Origin of the sequence: Sphingobacterium sp. (genome assembly GCF_032065005.1) — a bacterium.
Classification (GTDB): domain Bacteria; phylum Bacteroidota; class Bacteroidia; order Sphingobacteriales; family Sphingobacteriaceae; genus Sphingobacterium.
In genome coordinates, this window is record NZ_DAMBMM010000005.1 from 164731 (window position 1) to 183876 (window position 19146).

Here is a 19146-nt window from a genome sequence, read left to right on the forward strand (position 1 = left end):
AATTATCTTAATTCTGGTAAATCCACTAGCAATATTTTTCAATAGTTAATAAAAGGTTAAGGTTTTGGTAATATGCTCTTTAGGAGTTATATTTAATTAACTAATTATTATGCCATGAAGAATATTGCTATTTTCTTTTTTGTCCTATTTGGCCAGTTGGCTTTTGCGCAAAAATATCCTATCCATTATAAGATTGTGGAGACGACTATCAGTAATGACCAATCCACGCAAACCACATTTTACATTTCAGTTCGTGAATCCAGCAATACTGAAAAACAAAAACAACTGGTATTGAGCCTAGATGGTATGGAAGAAATTGATCTAAAGGATAAATCCGTAAATTTCTCTACTCTAAAAACCGATGATATAATTAATGGGCTAGGTAGTTCATCCAATTTTCTAGGATTTGTCCAATCCTATTTAAACTATCCTTTAACTTTTCAGAACAAAATTCTTGTACAGGATTCTGCGGTATTCAATCAAAAATTGACAAATGTAAAAGAGGAATTTAATTTAACCCTATTAAAGGATGAGATTTTTTTAATCAACAATAGCTTTAAAAGCCTTTTTCACGATGTCTATTTCAATGACTTTGCCCATGTTAAACCAGAGCAATTAAAGCAATCTGAATTTCAATTAGGAGCATTTACCTATAAAATAAAAGAAAGAAATAAGAAGGCTTGGGTAGTTGGAAGAACGAATAGCACGGACAGTCTGAAAACTTCTGAAATCAGATTTGATCCTAAAACTAAATATATAATAGCAATAACAGCTAAAATAGCTGGGACAACAACTATTGATGGTAATACTTTTAATTATAGTCAGTTATCAGTAGTTACTAGAGAGGAGGGGAGAAAAGTGGAAAAACTTGATCCCCATTTTAGTGCCATGGTCTTAAAAGGTAGTTATAGAAGTAAGCATTTCAGGCATAACCAAGAAGTTGATAGCGTAAAATTCGAACAATATATCAGTGATTATGGTAAAGAATTTGGTTCTGATCCCAATTATTTAAAAATAATATTACCTACCTATCAAACTAGGAAAGACTACCTTAATTATGAACGGGTGCTAATGAAAACACCTTCAAAGATTCTGGTCAACACCTATCATCTTATCAATAAGGTTAGAATTGATAGCTTGGCCATGGAAGACTTCCTGGAAACTACTGCTTTGCTAACCGATCATTACCTTTATGATTATTTACAATCGGGTTTATCTCAAGGAGTCAGATCCAATACACAATATAGCATAGACCGTATGGATGCTATTTTTACGAAATTAACTGATCGAGAAAAGCGCTTCATTGGCCCAATGAAAGTCTGGTCTACATATAAGGGATCTTCAGATAATCAAGCAATCCAAAATGGTATTGATGAAATGTTTGCATTGGATGATGCTGACTGGAAGGATGGAAATGTTGGGCGATATATTATTTTGTTAGTTCAAAAACAATTTGTCAATGGCAGAACCGATACTGAGGAGTATAATAAACTCGAAAAAAGGCTGGCAGTTCTTGCTGAGGATAAAATCAAGGACAAAAGACTGATCAATAAGGCCCATCTTGCTTTTGTTAATTTTTCGATGTTTGAGGCATTAAAGAATAAAGATCCAGAGTTGGGAGGAGTATATTTGAAAAAGGCTTATGATTTATCTTCAAAAGGAAATATTGAATATGAGTACCAAAGTTACTACGACAACGTTTTTACAGGGGCAAAGAAGGACTATTCAGAGGTTTACTTAGCTGAATTGGGTAAGCGTTCAGGGAAGGATTCTGTTCTCAAAGAATATATTTCAGAATTTGCAAAATCTCCTGCCAAGAGTTTTTCCATGTTAAAACAATTTTATCATGAGAACTATGATAAAGCTGGATTTTCGAGTTTCTTGAAATCTGATGTTTTCCCTAAACTTGAAAATGCACCCGCATTCTTGTTGAAAGATCTGGCAGGTCAAGAAGTTGCTCCTTCTCATTTTGAAGGCAAATGGACCTTTATCGACTTCTGGGGAACATGGTGTGGTCCATGTGTTGCGGAGCTTCCTGAATTTAACTCGCTCTATGAAAATAAATATGCCTTGATGGAGGATAAATTAAAGATCTTGACAATCTCTTGTTATGATCAGGAGGCTGATCTTAAAAACTTTATCAGTAAGAATAAATACAGCTTCCCCGTTTTGATATCAGATGGAAAAGTACAGACTGATTACAAGATTACGGGCTATCCATCAAAGGTGCTGATCAGCCCTGAAGGAAAAATGATTCCAATTGAGTTTGGGCAAGATTGGAAAAGCTTGGTTGAAGAATTTGTAAGCTTATAAAAGAAATCAGATCCAATAATTAATTGATAGTGAGATCACGGAAATTTAGATATAGGACGTAATTAATCCATACGCCTATATCTTTTCCTTTGTATTTCGCAGGAAACCAAGATTCATGGGTATTTAATCTCTTTACGAGTTCAGGTCCTGTTCCGTAGCCCAGGTCACGAACTATTTTATAATCCATTGCATTTCCCTTTTCATCAACATAAAATCTTACTTCTACATAGCCCTCAACTTTATGGTCTATCGCATCGTTTGGAAATCGATAGCTCTTATTAATTTTTTGGACAAAATCATAAGGCCCTATTGTAGGTACAGCGTTCTTATCCACAGGTTGAAATTTATTGGTCAAGGATGAATCTTCAATATATTGCCTCATCATCACACTTTCGATGGCTTGGCTAAAAGATTTTTGAATCCAGGTTTGTCCAAATAGGGGACTGATTGAGCAAATAGACAAAATAAGTAGGACAGTAAATTTATTAAAAGGGTTCATATTGGTTAAATTGTTTTTAGGTTATTAATTCCTTTGGTTGGTTAAAAACCTCAAGTTATCGAAATAAGATTAAAATTTTATGTAACTTTCTGTAAAATTTAATCCTAATTAAAGGATAGGGATAAGATTGACTTATTATTTAATAATGACGATATCAAAACCATTAGTCTAGCTATATTAATAACCATCCTTAATTAATACCTTTTTATGAAAATAATACTATCCATATTTATCATATTTTTAATCCCTTTTATTAGTCAAGGCCAAATAAAATCATCCGAATTAACGTATCTAAGGATCGCTGAATTGGAGTATTCCAATGATTCACTTTTTCTATGGCAGCAAATTCGTCCTAATCTTGGTAGGATGGATAGTACAGCAGGTACCTATCATAAATTGCCATTATCAGATAAAGAGAAAACAAAGTTTCTCAGGTTAGTTGATAAGACCAAACTTCTAAGTATTCAGTCAAATAATAAACAAAAATCCGGTTATTTCACTTTTGAAATCACATATAGAACTGCTGGTCGAAACTATAAGATCAGCAGTTATGAACCTGGAATGTCTCCAACAGAATTAGAAAGCTTCCATAAGTATCTAGAAGAGATTGAAACCGTTATAGATCGAAGAAAAGCTCAAGAGCAATTTCTCATGACCTTAGCAGATGCTGAATACCAATTGAAGACTCGCCTTAGATACCAACTAAGGATAGGACCTAGCGGTTGGGATGCTTGGCAAAAAAAGAACGGCGCAATAAAGCGGATAGGTGTTCCATTGTTATTCGTAAATGGAAAAGAAGAGGACTACACCCGCTTTGAAAGAAGGAATCCAAAAAGGATAAAATCTTTCGAAATCCTAAATCAGCAAAAGGCAGACTCACTGTATGGCGAAAGAGCTAAAAATGGAGTAGCTATCATTACTACGAAATAAATAGGTTCTTAATTCATATTTATCAGTTCAAGGGCTTTATCTAAAACTTCATCTCGACCATCTTTGATTCCCTTAATGGTAGGTTTTACGATTATATCTGGAATGATGCCCACCCTTTGGGTTTCAGTTCCATCAGGGTAATAAACCCCAATCCCAGAAATTGAGGTCCTCAATCCACCAGGCAATAAGATTACTGAAACATTTCCATCAGCTCCAGCTGTGGTACTGCCGACAATCTTTGAATTGCTCACTGCCCTGAAGGCCATTGCCGTAAATTCTGCTTGGCTTTGGGATATTTCATTGACCAAAATGATCAATTTCCCTTTGTAATATAACGGATCGTGATTAATGGTCACAGGATTGGTGAAAGTAAATTCTCCAGGGTTTTTCGGGTTTGCAAAGGTAAATTTTGTAAATGCTGTAGGTTTTGAAAGAAAAAATGGTCCCAATGCATATGGAGCAAAACTGGATGGATAGTTCCTGATATCAATGATAATACCCTTCGTATCCTTAAAAGATTTTTTTATCATATGGAAGTCCTCATTTTTGATATTTGCTAAGGTGATATAACCAATATTTCCATCTAAGATCTTATATGCTTTTTCATCCTGATTGATCCTGTACATGCCATACATCTTTAGTTTTGCTCTATCAAATAATGGGAGTTCATGCTGAAGGCTTTTACCATCCGTCACATACTTAATATGCAAGGAACTGTTTGTTGACCTTAGCAGGTCAGCAGAAATATCTCTTAGCATAACGGAATGATTGGAAGACGGATAATACCGTGCTAAGCTGTCCACTATCGAATCAATTACCTTTCCGTTGATATGGGTTATGATATCGCCGACATTTAACTTAGCTTGATCTGCGTATTCAGGATTATAATAATCCGTCACAACATATTTGTCCTCGATGAATTCCGCTTTGAAAGGAGCAAAGTTCTTGCCCCTTAATTCCTGTATCTTATCTCCGCCTTCCCTTAAATTGGCATGTGTATCTTTGACGTCAGCAATGATTTGCAAGGCCAGCAGCTCATATTCCAACTCATTTTCAGCATTTAGGAATCCTGGAATATATTCCTTCAATACCGTGTTCCAATCTTTTTCAGTCAGATGTTTGTAGGGATTAAAGTAGTTCATCATATTCCAATACTTGTATAGAGCCAATAATCTAAAGCCAGCATCAGGATAGGGCATATTGCTGTATGGTTTCTCGTTAGTGAAATCAGGATTGTTAACGAATTGATGGAGTTTAATATAATAGTTTTCACCTTGATTTCTGTTGTTGTAAATCTCATTCAGCAAGACTTTAATTTCATTTGATAGGTTTGATTTCTCAATCCAAGACAGGTCAGGCTTTAAAACAGCATTTTCTGGGCTAGGTTTACAGGTCGTGCAAGCTGCTATTTTTCCATATTTTTCAATCCATGTTGTAATTACCTTATCGCGTTCCTGGTTATTTTTTGAATTTACATATTGAGGTAAGATCCTGAACAATTCATAATCCCAATTATACTTTCCTTTTGCAACTTCTGGGTGATGGTATTTCATGAATCCCCAAATTCTACCTAGCAATTCAAGGTTGTTGATGGATTCATTGGTCAAAGTTGGGAAAGTAATATTTGAGCCTTTGTCAAACTCATTGTCCTTATCAGCTGGTAGTAAATCACGTTTATATATTTCGATTTCATCTTTCCCAATTATTTTCCCATCGATTGAAACCTGTAAATTATCTAACCACATTTTTCCTTTCCCAGTAAGTAAGCCTCCAATTAGAATTCTTTCCGTTTTCGCAGGATTTAATTTTAAAGTTATTTCATATTCTTTCCAATCTGAATTGCCTTTTACCCCTCGTTTGTCCATGTTGTCAAAAGCCAGCTGAGGATCTATTCGCATCCAAAGGCCTGCATATCCATCCGTAACGCCTTCGGTTTTGATACTGCCGGTCAGGCGAATGGTTTTGCCTTGATAGTTATTGGGAAGGGTAAATGCCAGAGCTTTAAACACATGGTTGCCTTCGGTACTCTCGATTACGGCAGCATATTTTCCGTTTTTAGCTTGATTGGAATCGATATAGATTTTGTAATCACCTTCTCCGAAATCTATCCATTCGATGGGATATCCATTATTGAATTTTTCAAAGTCAAGGTTTAAATGCTGATCATTTGATCTGTTTAGATTTTGAGAACATCCATAGATTGGAATTAACAGGATAATTAGGAAATTGAGAAGGTGTTTTTTCATAATCGGCTTCTATAAATGATTGGTCAATAGTTAGTAAATTAATCTATGTGCTAATAAATTAAAAATAACTAAATAATATGTGAAGTAATAATAATATCCGAGATAACTATACCCTTTTTAATACAGAAATATTTTTCAACAACCATTATAAGCTCTCCACCATTCTTGTTTGATGTGGATTCTTTTGAATATTACCTAAACTTTTCATTATAAATCACTAAATTAAGGTAATTAAGCTTTTGTAAACCACTAAATTTTCTTCTATGCGAACTACTTTCCTTGCTTTAATTATTTGTTTATTCGTCCTACCATCAATTCAAGCTATTGCTCAAAAGAAGGATCAACCAGGTTACAGCAGCATTCAATTTCAATTAAAGGGGAATTATCCGAAAGATTTCGACCTACAATCCTTTGGTAAAGGAGATGCCCTCACGGGGGAGCGTCTTTTGAAGCTTGAGAAACTCAATGATTCAACTTATTTTGCCAAATTCTTCAATCCCTACCTGACTAGTTATTATTTCATCTCGAACAATAAATATTATTCAACCTTTATTGAATCAAATAGAAACGATACCCTCGAATTAGTCTTTGATAAGGAAGATAATTTCGTGATTAATTATTCAGGAGGCTATAAAACACTGTTTCAGAACTCCAATCAGTATGCGGATTTATTCAAGAACTATTTTTTTATTCAAAATGACGTTGATACCTGGACACGGAAAACGTTTGACGTAAAAAATGTGAATGAATTGATGCATTACGTAAAGGAAAGAACCATAAAGAAGAAGGCCCATTTAAATTCCTCGACGGAAAATACCATCATTCGAGAAATAGGTTCTGATGTAATCGAAATTACCGAAATATTATATGCATTAAGTACAAAAAAGGAACTGTTGATAGACACTAATCTGGAAAGGAGATTTGAATTTTATCAAGCAGTTTTCCGAGATAAAGCAGCATTATTGGACATGGATCTCCCAATGTCAAATTTCGTATATAAAGAGGTTTTGCGTGATTCTGCCCTTAACCTCCCTGATTTGTTGAAAGTTGGTCCAATTATATATCAAGATTATCTAAAGCGCATATTTAAAAGTAGCTTGGGTACAGATGAAAGGGAATTCTATGAACATCTGATTGCCATCGCCTATTTAGAAAAGCTGGCCTCAGGCCCTAGTTTAACAGCTACACAGCAAGTTGACATCCTAAATTATTTTTATAATAATATTTACAAGACCAGCCTGCTCCGACAAAATGAACTCATTACATCCCAAGCTGTTGCTTCCAATATACACTACTTGCCATTCCCAGCTGAAAAAGAAGATGTATTCCAAGATATCATCGCTAAATATAAGGGGAAGGTAGTATTAATAGATTTTTGGGCTACATGGTGTGGGCCATGCATATCAGCTTTTGAAACCATAAAACCACTCAAGGATAAATATAAAAACAATAAAGATTTTGTTTTCCTGTATCTTACCGATGAAACGTCTGACCTTAATCTATGGCATAACTTTACGGAAAAGCTAACAGGTGAGCATTTCTATATTACAAAAGCTCAGCAAAAATTAATTAACGATAGAAATAACATCGATGCAATTCCTCATTATATGTTGATCGATAAGAATGGTGAAATAAAGCATTCCGAAACACTTCCTCAAGATCTTTACAAGACCATTGATAGTTGGATCAAATCAGTTCTTTAATAAGCTATACTGCTTAGTTTGGTCCTTAATGTCTTAATGTGTGAACTATAAAAAGGTCTTAAAAGACATGGCTAAATCAGTTCCTACGTATTAATTCTACCAAGTACCTGATTCACGCGATCCGATAAGCTTCCATGGACTGCAATCACGTCTTTACCAAACTCATCTATCCAATCATGTAGCACTTCATCAACCTGACGTCTAAGTTTTGGAAAGGTTACTTGATGTTCCGCTATCCGGTCTGGATCTTCAATTGGAACAAATACCAGTAGGTCGATTTCCGACATTATAGTTTGTGCTGATTTATAATAAGACTGTATGTCACAATGGGGATCTAGAACATAAAGGTACGCCATGATATCCAGTCCGCAACGGTCAAAGATCACCTTATCAAAACTTTGCGAAATCAATTTGGATGAAAAGTTAAACTGCTCTACAAAATCATCTGCACTTGGGGTTACTGAAAACGCAAATCCTGATCCCTCCAGTTGATAATAAGGTTCAATTTCGAAGCTATAGTCCGGTAATCGCTCCAAAAGCTCCTCCGCTAAGGTAGTTTTGCCAACATTGTGGCTGCCTATTATCGCTATTTTCATGACTAAGGTAATAGATTCGGCGAGTGTAAATGGATGCTATTAATATTCTTAATAGACAACCTTTAAAGGTCACTAAGCAATGCGACAAGGTTCGATAAGAAGTGTAATCCCGTTACTCCTAATATTGCGTTTAGTTTTCCTTGAGGCCTTAATTTTAAATAATATAACGCGTAAATAATACCACTGATTGTTGTGGCTATTATATAAAAAACGTGGTAATGGTGTGATAAACCAAAAAGGATTGCGGAAAAAGAGATGATCAGGCCAGGGGGGATCTTTATCTTTCTTAATATTTCAATGACCAGGAATTGATAGATTAGAGTTTCAATTATTGGAGCAAATATTAACAACAGAAATGTTGTAAATAGTATTCCATAATCATCTGCTGGATTTTGAAGCGAAGAAGGATCGATTAGATAAGCGATTCCACTTGTAATAGCTCCGATAATGAGTTTTAAAATTAAAAACCAGAAAAAGTATTTTAAATTTTGCTGACTTGGGATAGGTTTTAAATTGAACATTGATAATTATTCTCCAAAGTGTAAAAATATAGGAACAATACTTTTTTAGTAATTTTTTATTCTTTCAGTTTTATGGTTACCATTCCGAATAATCTCCCAAAAGTACCATGAATTACATCTGAGCCCAATGATTTTTTATAGGATAATTCCTCTAAATTTTCAACCGATAAACCTTTTAGATCAGATGTCATTGATCGTACAGTCTGTGTCGTATCCCTTTTGTCGATTATTACATAATATTCTCCAGATTTAAGGCTAGGCAATGAATTGTTATACAAAAGGCTGGCATTGATATAGATCGATTCTACAAACTTTTGTAAGTCCATGCCCTTTCTGCTAATTCCATCTTCCATCAACAGGGAAGGGGTAGACACTCTATCAATAATTTCTGTGTTCTGTCCAAATGAAGCCTTGCCAATAACTAGCAAAACCAATAGAATAAAGGATATTCTCATGTAATATAATTTCTATTCATAGTAGTAAATTCTCATCAAATAGACGCTTTCTTCAGTTTGAATGATACGCTTACTTAATTTTAAAGATAATGAAAAACCTCAAAGGACCATGCTCAGATCCCGTGTTTCTTAAATAAAGAAATCCTAAAATAAAGGAACCCGAAGGGCTCAGTATCCATTCAGAATTCGATGAGCATTTGGAAGGAATTCCGCTTTTAATTCTTTTGATTCTGAACGATCATTGAAGAATCTGAACGGTTCTCAAATATTATCCCGTGTCATCCGCAATCGAAGATTGCGGAACTGTACGCCAATACAAAAAATGAAATTCTAAAATATTAAATGTTCGCTGTTCTCGTAGATGCTTCCGTTGTTTTTATAATACAAGCTTAAAGTCGTGATGAGTTTAAGGCTTGCATCGTCGAACAGTTCCTTAACCTTCGGTTAAGGATGACAAGGGGGTAGGGCGATAAAACAAAAGATTCTTGACGAATTGTTCAGGATCAGAAAGATACAACCTGCTGTTCTTGTTCCTTGGGATTGTTCTACTTTGTTCTTAAAAGCCCAGTCCTTGCTACTCATTGTCCGTTAAATGGTTTCTTTTAAGGCTATAGAATCAACTAGAATATCTTCTCTGGTTTTTAGATGTTTACCGTTCAATACTGGACAGAACCTTGTCCGATAGTGAACAATAATGAAATAAAGGAATTGTATATTTCATTGATAATCAGCATTGTGTTGGAATGGCAGACTGATTGTTGGTAAAAATATTAATAGCTTTTAAATATTATTAATCCATAGAAAGAATTTTATAACATGCTAATCTAAAAATTGTAGAAAGGATGTTTTAAGATTCGAAACACACTTATGAGATAAGAGAGCTAATGCTAGGCATAGATTACCAATTGATATAAAAACTGAAATAAACGAAAAATATGAAAAAGCTCAATCAAATTATTCGACATCTGTGGCGAAACAAATTTTTTACTAGCCTAAATATAGTTGGGTTGGCAATTGGAATTTCGGTTTGCTGGGTTATTTTCAGATTTGTAAATTATGAATTCAGTTTTGATAGGAATCTATCGGAAAGGGAGGATGTATATAAGGTAATTATACAAGAAACTATTGATGGGAACGAATCATTTTCAAATTATGCACCTTTGGGTCTTGCCCCGTTTATTGAAGATTATGTTTCTAATAGCGAATTATGCGTTCCAATCTATGGTAAATACGTTAAGGAAGTAATCATTGATCATGAAGAAGATGAGCTCTCCATTCATAACTCTCCTGATTATTTAGAAGCAATCAACAGAAATTATTTTGATCTAGTAAACTATAAATGGCTTGCGGGCAGTAAACAAAAAATCTTCAGAAGTCCATTCGAAGTAATTTTAACCTCGTCAAGGTCAAAATTTTACTTTCCCGAATTGAATCCTGAAGAGGTCATAGGGAAAACTGTCGTATATGATACTACACAATACACCGTCACCGGAATTGTGGAAGATCTCAATTCAGTAAGTAATTTTTCAGGAAAAGAATTTATTGCCATAGATAAAAATGATTGGAGTAGTACAGGTTTTTTGGGAGGTTCCTCCCAAAACCAATTGTTTATTAAAGTGAGCTCCGAAATAAACAAAACAAACCTTTTAAAGATTATCAACGATAGACTTGAATCAGAACTTTCAAATGGAAAGATATCTGGAAAAATGAAGTTTGTTTTTGTACCATTATCACAGCTTCACTTCAGTTCTTTTATGCATAATTCTGTTGATAAAAAAACGCTCTATGGAATCATCGGAATTGCAGTTTTTCTATTGGGTTTATCTGTCATCAATTTTATTAATATTTCTACCTCCCAGATTCCGGAAAGAGCAAAGGATATTGGCATTCGTAAAACGATGGGCGAACGTCCAAAACATCTAGCATTGACTTTTGTTTTAGAGACGATTATTATATGTCTGATATCTTTCTTCTTAGCATTCTTTTTAAAGGATTTAATCTTTTCTCAAATTCAAGAATATGTACCGGAAAACTTTCATTTTGTAAATGATATTAAAGAAGTTGCTTTATTCCTAACAATTTTATTGATTGTACTGGTAGCTTGTACAAGCATCTATCCGATTTATTTAGCGAATAAAGTTCAGGTCGTGGAAGTCCTGAAACATAAATCCCTAACCCACATTAAATTTGGTAATCTATCTATTAAAAAAGTATTAATCGTTCTACAGTTTATCGTGGCTCAATTTTTTGTTGTTACATCTTTACTGATTGGGTTACAGTTAAAATTTATGATGAATAAAGATTTGGGGTTTGAGCACAATGCTATTGTAAACATTCAGCTTCCAAAAACAATTCGTTCTGGATTAAGTAAGGATCCAAATGTACTTGTGGATATCTTAAAATCAAATCCCAAAATACAAGATGTTGCATTAGGTCGTTTACCATTAGAAAATGGAGTTAGTTCACTATTTTTAGAAAGTTTTGAGGGCCAAAAAATCCAGACTTCCAATAAAGGGGTAAATGAAAGATACGGAAGGCTTTTTAATCTTAAACTTCTTGCTGGAAGAGATCTAACAGTTAAGGATTCCATTAGCAATATAGCCATTACTAAAAGAACTGCAGAAATGCTAGGTTTTGATAAACCGAGTTCAGCGATAGGTAAAAGGATTCAAACAAATGAAAGCAAAACAAGAGAAATTGTTGGAGTATATGACGATTTCAATAGTCAAACATTACATTCAGAAATTAGGCCAATTTCGTTTATTGCAACCAACTGGCCACTTTCACTTGGATATATGAACATTAAACTTTCTCAAAATACCAATGACTGGAATGAAGCTTTATCAACTATAGAAAAAGAATGGAAAGCATTTTATAAAGACGGCTCATTTAATCTTCAGTTCTATGATGATAAGATGAAAAACTTGTATGAAAACGAGAGGAAATTTTCAAAAATCATTAATTCATCAGCCGTAATCACCATATTTTTAAGCTGTTTAGGTTTAATTGGATTGATAAGCATTGCGACTTTCCAAAGGACTAAAGAAATTGGAATAAGAAAAGTTTTGGGAAGTACGGTCAGTGGAATAGTCAAACTACTCTCAGTAGATTATGTAATATTAATTTTGATTTCCATCTTAATTGCAACACCCATAGCATGGTGGGCTATCAATCATTGGTTGTCGGATTTCAGTTATAAGGTCCCCTTAAAAATATGGATGTTTTTTATTCCGGCCTTAGCAACTTTGTTAATTGCTTTTCTAACAATGGCTTTTCTTTCAATTAAAGCGGCAAGAGCTAATCCAGTAGAAAGTCTAAGGGATGAATAGGTTTGGTTTTATGGTTGGGATTTTTTTATGGAATGAAGTTAAGACTTTTTGTGTAATACTGAGGTTTATCTAAAGTAGCCATTAATGCAAAAGTTCAAGATCAAAAATGTCATATATTGTACTGATTTATAGGTTTTTAATCTTTATTGTAGGAGGGCCATGGAGTAGAGGCAGGAGGCGTATTTGGAAGGAATTCCGCTCTTAAATCCTTTGGTTCTGAACGATCATTGAAGAATCTGTATGGTTCTCTAATATTTTACTGTTTCATCCGCAATCTTCGATTGCGGAACTGTACGCCAATACAAAAAATGAAGTTCTAAAATATTATATGTTCGCTGTTCTCGTAGATGCTTCCGTTGTTTTTGTAATACAAGCTTATAGTCTCGATGAGTTTAAGGCATGGAAAGCGAACAGTTCCTTAACCTTCGGTTAAGGATGACAAGGGGGTAGGGCGATAAAACAATAGATTCTTGACGAATTGTTCAAGATCAGAAGGATACAAATTGCAGTTCTTGCTCCTTGGGATAGTTCTTATATGTTTTCCCTTAACTTAAAGACATTGCCCAATTGGGTTAGTACATCTTAAATTTTATAACCATTTTGTTTTTCTTTGGCAGAATGTAATGTTCATCTTCAGATAGATTTCATTCTACCCCTTACACTAAAGTGCTGACAATCAAAACAACACTGATCAACATCAGCCCCCAATAAACATATTTAAAGAATGTACCATCTTTTAATTTATGGTTTAGGTACCTACCTAAAAATATTGCCGGAATGGTTGTGATCAGCGAATAGAGAAAATAAGTATTAACCTCTGTCGTGATCAATCCCTTTGCATAATAACCCACGACACTTAACAGACTGACCGGTAAAAAATAGGCCTGTAGGGTGGCCCTAAAATGTTTTGCGCTCCATTGCCTCAGATTTCCGTAAACAACGAGTGGCGGGCCATTTAGGCCATACGCTCCACCAAAAACTCCAGATAAAAACCCGCATACGAAGAGCCAGAACTTACTGTCCTCCTGCAAGGCCTTATTTTTTGTAAAATAGAGGGAATAAAGTGAATACACGATAATGAGTACACCAAGCCCAGTCTTTACGATTGTTTCATTAGCATAGGTCAGGATAAGGATACCCAAAGGCAGGCCAAGAATAGCATAAAAAATCAACCATTTGGCACTGTGAAAATGGATTTTTTTATGGTCTTGTATCACGACCACAAGAGCAATGACAATGGACAACATAACTGCCAGCGGAACTGCAACATCTACGGGCAAAAATAAAAGGAAAAACGGAACTGCAATTAACGCTTCGCCAAAACCTAAAGTCGACCGTACCAAAGAAGCGAAAAAACTAATAATAAGGATAAAAAATATTGTCAAAACAGGATGTAGTTAGTTGTTTTTCAACACTCTAATTTACAAAAATAATATCGGAATGGCTAGTGAAAAACGTCATATTTTGGAGGTAATCTTCGCAAATATTCTTATCGTTCAATAACAATTTTGAGGCTTAATCAAAGGTGAGTAGGAAGGGGGCCAAAAAATAAATTATAGCACCTATTAATACCTAGATATAAGCTCTCAGAAGTCAATTCACCGAGTTCGGTTTAATATTTGTAAATACCTTTCTCGGTGATGGAAGATTTAAGAATTTGTTTGAATATTGAAGGCTAGCATGCAGATAAATGGATTGGGTCAGAATATTTTAGATAAATGGGCATTTTCTTTACGAAAGTTTAAAATCGAGTCTATATATCGTAGTTAAATCTGAACTTCCATCGCTGTCCTCACACAATAGGAATGAGATCATTTCGGGCTGCAATTCATAGTATGTAATCCCTTCGAATTTTTGATCATTCGAGATTTTTTGACAGTGATCAATTTTCATATTGATTAAATCGAATTTTCCGAATACTGTTCCTCCGATTTTTCCGTCTTCATAAGTAGATAGTCCTTCTTCTGCGGTTGCGATGAAATAAAGTGAATCACCCTGCACAGCAGCACCTGAAAAACCAAATAGCAGACCATCGATCTGCGGTAAATCGATGTCAAAGCAAGTTATCACGAAGTCATTGATCAAATCATCTCCATCGACTTTGAAAATTACATTCCGTCCAGCTGGGCCATTTCCACGGTTCAGGAACAGCCAACTATTTCCATGCATTGCTACACCTTCGATATTAAAATCAGAAGAGGAAATGTTAGCTGACTTTTTCATGGCACTGAACAGGTTTCCCAGGTCTAGCTCAGTGCTATTCCAGTCGTTTCTCGAAATGGAAAATCCTCGTTCCCGGGCAGCAGTTGAACCCGATCCGAAAGTATATATCCTTTCCTCCGTAAATACCATTGCTTCCAGATCAATTTTTTGGGGTTTTTCGATCCTTTCCATCTGCGGACTCTGTAAAAGGACATGTCTATACAGTTGATTCTCAGTTATTCGGTAATCGTAAAGATAATTGCTGTTGTCTGATACGATATAGATTTGACCCTCCCAAAATTCTATTCCAGAGGCTGAACTGATTCCAGGGATATCTAAAAAGTCCTTTAAATAAAACTCATGCATAATGTTAACCTATCATATTTTCAAGAGATCGTGTATCTAATATATCCTATTTTCATGAAGGAGCAATAAGTATCTCATTAATTCTTAATCGAATGTTCAATGGGAAGGGGCAGATCGGACAAGGCAGGTCCAATTTGATATTTTTGAAACAATCCTTCAGCAATTATCAAAGGGAATAACCTTATAATAGGAATTCTTTCTAAGGGGTTTGATTATTAGAAGGACCTGTTCGCTGATATAATCTATGATGTTTTTGATTTTGTGTTTCTCCGGGACGCTTCGGATGAACCTTAGCGTGACAAGTCTGTTAGGACTGCAGTTCTACCCATTGATGTCCATATTTGTTTACCAGAGAATATTTTTATCCGCCATAAATCCCCAGCGGGGATGAATTCTTTTAGCATGAATGGTTTTGAATTATATAGGGTTAATGCAAAAACGATGTTCGATTAATCGAACATCATTTTTGCGCGACTTACGGGCTAACGTGCCATGTCTGCTAAAATAATGGAACCCCAAAAGGAGTTCTATATTTAAAAATAAAAGAGCTAATTTATTTTTATTGCCAACTTGCTGCCATCTCTTTTCGATAAATTAAGTCCAAATTTTTACTTCTCAGCATGACAAAATAATATTAGGATATTCCGGCGGTCACAATGCCTTGGGGATTCTCTTGGTCTGATCCCGCTAGGGTTGGTTCAGCCCCACATACCCCAGACACATTCCCTGAATCTTCTCCGGATCGAACCATAATTTGTGCCTTCGGTGCATGTCCGCCATGCCCACAGCCCTTCCCGGAACATGCAACTATTCGAACCCACTGGTGCGAAACTCGAACTCTTTAGTGCATGTTTTTTTTGAAAATGAGATAAAATTACTTTTTCAATATATCAAATAAAGCCTTATTGATATAAAGTGTTTCTTTCCATATTTTTTTGGGAGCTAATACACCAAGTTGTTCCAGCGTTTTCAGGTATTTTGACGCAGTAATCCTTGAAACGCCCATTCTTTCGACTACAAATTCGATCTTACTGTAAGGTTGTTCAAAAATAAGTTCCAATAGCTCCTTATTATACACCTTTGGTGCTTTGGTTCTCATCCTCTCCTGTGTTTGGGCAAACAACGTTTTTATGGAGTCAATCTGCTGTATGGTCTGTCGGGATGTCTCTTCTACCGCCTTCAACATGAACAGTATCCAGTCTTCCCATTGGTCGGTTGTCCTGACTTGCTGAAGTAGGCGGTAATAATCAGACTTATGCTTAATAATGTATTCACTAAGGTATAGCACCGGGCTATCCAGTAAGCCGTGCAGGAACAAGTACAGCACATTGAGTATACGTCCAGTCCTACCGTTGCCGTCATAAAATGGATGGATGCTCTCAAATTGGTAATGCTGTATAGCCAACTTGATCAAAGGAGATACTTCGTCTTTTTCATTGATATAGTCTTCGAGATTCTTCATCAATGCCAGTATAGCTTCTTTGTCATCGGGCGGTGTGTAGATGACTTCTCCCGTTGTCGCATTTTTCAACGCTGTTCCCGGCAGTTTACGCAATCCAGCATTATTCTCTTCCAACACGCTTTGTATGGCTATAATCGTATTGGTGTTCAGAATGCCTCGCTTCTGTACGGAGTGGTACCCTTTAATAATGGCTTCTCGGTAACGCAATACTTCTTTGGTGGCTGTATCTATTTCTATTCCCTTCGCAGAAAGTGCCTGATATAATTTGTCGTGTGTTGTGATGACGTTTTCAATCTCAGAACTACTACGTGCTTCTTTAAGGATGACCGCATTTAACAGGATAGATGGATTGGGTAATGTATGGACTAAGCCTTTCAGTTCTGCTAAAGCAATGGCAGACTTGGTTACCTGTCGTAATATGGGGACAGTCTCGATTTTCGATAACGATACGGGTAACTGGGGTAAGTTGTTATATGGGATTTCAGTATTTAGCTTCATCTGTTTATTTTTTGTTTGTAGGTGTCTAGTGGAACCTTTGATTAATAATAAACATTACTCTTGAACTTTATGCTGGTTATTAATCATATCGGATTCATCATGCAAAGTTTTTATACACGAATACTTTATCATGCAAATATAATTGTTTTTTCTATACATGATAATAATCTCATGTAAACTTTCTTATCATGATGATATTGATTCGACCAAACCGTTTTGTAACATTCATACAGACCATGAAACGCCTAAAACACAACATCGAACCCCGAAGATAATAGTGTATTCAGTGTATATCTGTCAGAATACCAGTGGATTATAAGGATATAAAAAAGGAAGCTAACTTGTTGTTTTTAGATTTGTCCCAAGAGGTGATCCCGCTGAGGTTGGTTCAGCCCCACAAACCCCAAACACAATCCCTGAACCTTCTCCGGATCGAACCATAAATGCTGCCTGCGGTGCATGTCCGCCATGCCCACAGCCCTTCCCGGAACATGGGATCAAGCTGAATTCTCGGGAGGAATACTGTAAATTTCCTGATTTAGGATTTTTTAAACAGATATTCCTTGCAAGATACTGAAAGTGAAATACTCTCCTTATTGATGTCCGAAGGACTTTTTGAATACTTTCAGATTATGGAAAGTAAATCAAGTCGACAATTGACTCCACATCTATTTAGATGAACTTAATATCGCTACAGTAGGTTATGAAAAAAGTAAGCTGGAGTCCAAAGGATTTACACTTTCTACCGAGATTTCAGAATTTCCCGTTAGAGATCAGAAAGTTAAGCTTCACATTTGATGTCGAGTTTGGACGGTTAAAGATACCGGACTGATTATTTCAAGAAATTATCCCGTATCGTCTGTGTTCTCGAAGACGGGGAAATCACGCTGACAGATTACTGCACAACATATTGAAACAACACTTTGAGGATTTCGGCGAGGAAATAAATACCATCCATGCCCGAGACCAAAAGCCAATATTATAGCTATGGAAACACGGTAATATGAAACCAATCCTCACAGGATTAGTTGTGTGGAAAGCACCAAGTACTTGAACTTAGACTCCGTGTTAATTTTATAACTATTGCCACTCGATTTTATAATTTCCGGTTGGTGCAGTTTCAACCCATTTACCTGTAATAATTTTATCTTCGTTTGTCCTATTATTCACTAAATGTAGTATGTAGGATACTTGTCGTTTTCGATATTCAAGCTCAACGATAAACTTGGACTGACCTTGCGGTATTGCTACTTTTGTGATTTGTCCTTTAAACTTACTGTGTTTTTGAATTAGGCTATTTGAATAAAAGGATGTTGCATCATTTGTAAACACTTTATTATCTATGATTTGAGCAGGAATTTCTATCGATATAGAGTCTGTCAATTTCCAAGGGAATGCACTTTCGGAGTTACTTTTAAATTGAGAAAGTTCAAATGAATTTATAAACGGATCAAATGAAAAACCCTGTTGTGTAGTCGAATTAATATTAAAGGAATGAGTACTCCCTTTTTCCACAAATATCGAATCGTTGTCATTGTTCTCTATGGTGTATTTAATGTTTTTTATTGTGTACCCTTGAGATGGTTTTTGATTTATTGCTATTTCCTTTGTGCCGTTACCCGATTCTAAGAAAATGATAAAGTGAAAATTCTTATTCGTGAAATTTTCTTTTAGCTGAATGACTACAGATGTTTCAGTTTCATGTTTAATAATAAATCCTTTATCAGACCAAATTGCTTCTAAGCTTCCAAAGCTATCTAATTCCAATATTTTGTTTTCTTGAATTAAATTTCCGTCAAACGAATAAATATTACCAAAAATGGTTTGATTGTTATCTTGGTTTACCACTTTTGTGATTTTCCAATCTTTATTTGTAAAAGATATATTCTTTACACCTCCCTCTCCTTCAAAATCGATGGATGTAGATGACGGATCAGTTGAAGTAAGGTCATCCTTTGAACAGGAAAAAAAGCTTATTAAAAGTAAAGCAAATAGTAAATGGGTGAATTGTTTCATTTTATAATGT

13 protein-coding genes are annotated in these 19146 nt (G+C 35.3%); 4 read left to right on the forward strand and 9 right to left on the reverse strand.

The annotated features are described in order from the left end of the window. The first annotated feature begins 114 nt into the window (after positions 1-114). Positions 115-2313, forward strand: a complete 2199-nt coding sequence (locus RT138_RS10265; protein WP_313190611.1) for a TlpA disulfide reductase family protein — start codon at positions 115-117, stop codon at positions 2311-2313. Positions 2314-2332: 19 nt separating this feature from the next. Here RT138_RS10265 and RT138_RS10270 read toward each other — a convergent pair whose 3' ends face one another. Then, positions 2333-2812 carry an energy transducer TonB gene (locus tag RT138_RS10270; protein WP_313190612.1) on the reverse strand — a complete coding sequence of 160 codons (480 nt, stop codon included), beginning with the start codon at positions 2810-2812 and terminating at the stop codon, positions 2333-2335. A gap of 207 nt (positions 2813-3019) precedes the next feature. On the opposite strand from RT138_RS10270, the gene RT138_RS10275 reads away from it, so the two are divergent. Next, positions 3020-3742 carry a hypothetical protein gene (locus RT138_RS10275; RefSeq protein ID WP_313190613.1) on the forward strand — a complete coding sequence of 241 codons (723 nt, stop codon included), beginning with the start codon at positions 3020-3022 and terminating at the stop codon, positions 3740-3742. A gap of 8 nt (positions 3743-3750) precedes the next feature. Here RT138_RS10275 and RT138_RS10280 read toward each other — a convergent pair whose 3' ends face one another. Next, a complete protein-coding gene (locus RT138_RS10280; RefSeq protein WP_313190614.1) occupies positions 3751-5988 on the reverse strand; it encodes a S41 family peptidase in 2238 nt (745 codons plus the stop codon). A gap of 263 nt (positions 5989-6251) precedes the next feature. On the opposite strand from RT138_RS10280, the gene RT138_RS10285 reads away from it, so the two are divergent. Next, a complete protein-coding gene (locus RT138_RS10285; protein ID WP_313190615.1) occupies positions 6252-7691 on the forward strand; it encodes a TlpA disulfide reductase family protein in 1440 nt (479 codons plus the stop codon). Between the two features lie 83 nt (positions 7692-7774). On the opposite strand, the gene RT138_RS10290 is transcribed toward RT138_RS10285, so the two are convergent. From RT138_RS10290 to RT138_RS10300, 3 genes are all read right to left on the reverse strand, one after another. Continuing rightward, positions 7775-8287 carry an AAA family ATPase gene (locus RT138_RS10290; protein WP_313190616.1) on the reverse strand — a complete coding sequence of 171 codons (513 nt, stop codon included), beginning with the start codon at positions 8285-8287 and terminating at the stop codon, positions 7775-7777. Between the two features lie 62 nt (positions 8288-8349). Further along, positions 8350-8808, reverse strand: a complete 459-nt coding sequence (locus RT138_RS10295) for a type II CAAX prenyl endopeptidase Rce1 family protein (RefSeq protein WP_313190617.1) — start codon at positions 8806-8808, stop codon at positions 8350-8352. 56 nt (positions 8809-8864) lie between these two features. After that, complete coding sequence (locus RT138_RS10300; protein ID WP_313190618.1) at positions 8865-9263, reverse strand: hypothetical protein; 399 nt, start codon at positions 9261-9263, stop codon at positions 8865-8867. Between the two features lie 935 nt (positions 9264-10198). Here RT138_RS10300 and RT138_RS10305 point away from each other — a divergent pair. Continuing rightward, positions 10199-12592 (forward strand): FtsX-like permease family protein, encoded by a 2394-nt coding sequence (locus RT138_RS10305; RefSeq protein ID WP_313190619.1) that lies wholly within the window; start codon positions 10199-10201, stop codon positions 12590-12592. Positions 12593-13248: 656 nt separating this feature from the next. Here the strand turns inward: RT138_RS10305 and RT138_RS10310 are convergent. The 4 genes from RT138_RS10310 to RT138_RS10325 all read right to left on the reverse strand — a co-directional run bounded on the left by RT138_RS10310 (position 13249) and on the right by RT138_RS10325 (position 19136). After that, positions 13249-13977 carry a sulfite exporter TauE/SafE family protein gene (locus tag RT138_RS10310; protein ID WP_313190620.1) on the reverse strand — a complete coding sequence of 243 codons (729 nt, stop codon included), beginning with the start codon at positions 13975-13977 and terminating at the stop codon, positions 13249-13251. Between the two features lie 346 nt (positions 13978-14323). Then, the gene (locus tag RT138_RS10315; protein WP_313190621.1) at positions 14324-15160 is read right to left on the reverse strand and encodes a DUF6929 family protein; all 837 of its coding nucleotides are present in this window, start codon (positions 15158-15160) and stop codon (positions 14324-14326) included. 874 nt (positions 15161-16034) lie between these two features. Beyond that, positions 16035-17120: a Fic family protein gene (locus RT138_RS10320; protein ID WP_313190622.1), complete on the reverse strand. Its 1086-nt coding sequence runs from the start codon at positions 17118-17120 to the stop codon at positions 16035-16037. A gap of 1080 nt (positions 17121-18200) precedes the next feature. Continuing rightward, entirely contained in the window at positions 18201-19136 is a 936-nt protein-coding gene (locus RT138_RS10325; RefSeq protein WP_313190623.1) for a hypothetical protein, read from the reverse strand. Between the last annotated feature and the right edge of the window lie 10 nt (positions 19137-19146).

What these genes read in the sequence shown, in the direction of transcription:
- RT138_RS10270 (WP_313190612.1), bottom strand. Translation starts at nt 2,812, where the DNA reads ATGAACCCTTTTAATAAATTTACTGTCCTACTTATTTTGTCTATTTGC.
- RT138_RS10320 (WP_313190622.1), bottom strand. Translation starts at nt 17,120, where the DNA reads ATGAAGCTAAATACTGAAATCCCATATAACAACTTACCCCAGTTACCC.
- RT138_RS10275 (WP_313190613.1), top strand. Translation starts at nt 3,020, where the DNA reads ATGAAAATAATACTATCCATATTTATCATATTTTTAATCCCTTTTATT.
- RT138_RS10265 (WP_313190611.1), top strand. Translation starts at nt 115, where the DNA reads ATGAAGAATATTGCTATTTTCTTTTTTGTCCTATTTGGCCAGTTGGCT.
- RT138_RS10300 (WP_313190618.1), bottom strand. Translation starts at nt 9,263, where the DNA reads ATGAGAATATCCTTTATTCTATTGGTTTTGCTAGTTATTGGCAAGGCT.
- RT138_RS10325 (WP_313190623.1), bottom strand. Translation starts at nt 19,136, where the DNA reads ATGAAACAATTCACCCATTTACTATTTGCTTTACTTTTAATAAGCTTT.
- RT138_RS10290 (WP_313190616.1), bottom strand. Translation starts at nt 8,287, where the DNA reads ATGAAAATAGCGATAATAGGCAGCCACAATGTTGGCAAAACTACCTTA.
- RT138_RS10295 (WP_313190617.1), bottom strand. Translation starts at nt 8,808, where the DNA reads ATGTTCAATTTAAAACCTATCCCAAGTCAGCAAAATTTAAAATACTTT.
- RT138_RS10280 (WP_313190614.1), bottom strand. Translation starts at nt 5,988, where the DNA reads ATGAAAAAACACCTTCTCAATTTCCTAATTATCCTGTTAATTCCAATC.
- RT138_RS10285 (WP_313190615.1), top strand. Translation starts at nt 6,252, where the DNA reads ATGCGAACTACTTTCCTTGCTTTAATTATTTGTTTATTCGTCCTACCA.
- RT138_RS10315 (WP_313190621.1), bottom strand. Translation starts at nt 15,160, where the DNA reads ATGCATGAGTTTTATTTAAAGGACTTTTTAGATATCCCTGGAATCAGT.
- RT138_RS10305 (WP_313190619.1), top strand. Translation starts at nt 10,199, where the DNA reads ATGAAAAAGCTCAATCAAATTATTCGACATCTGTGGCGAAACAAATTT.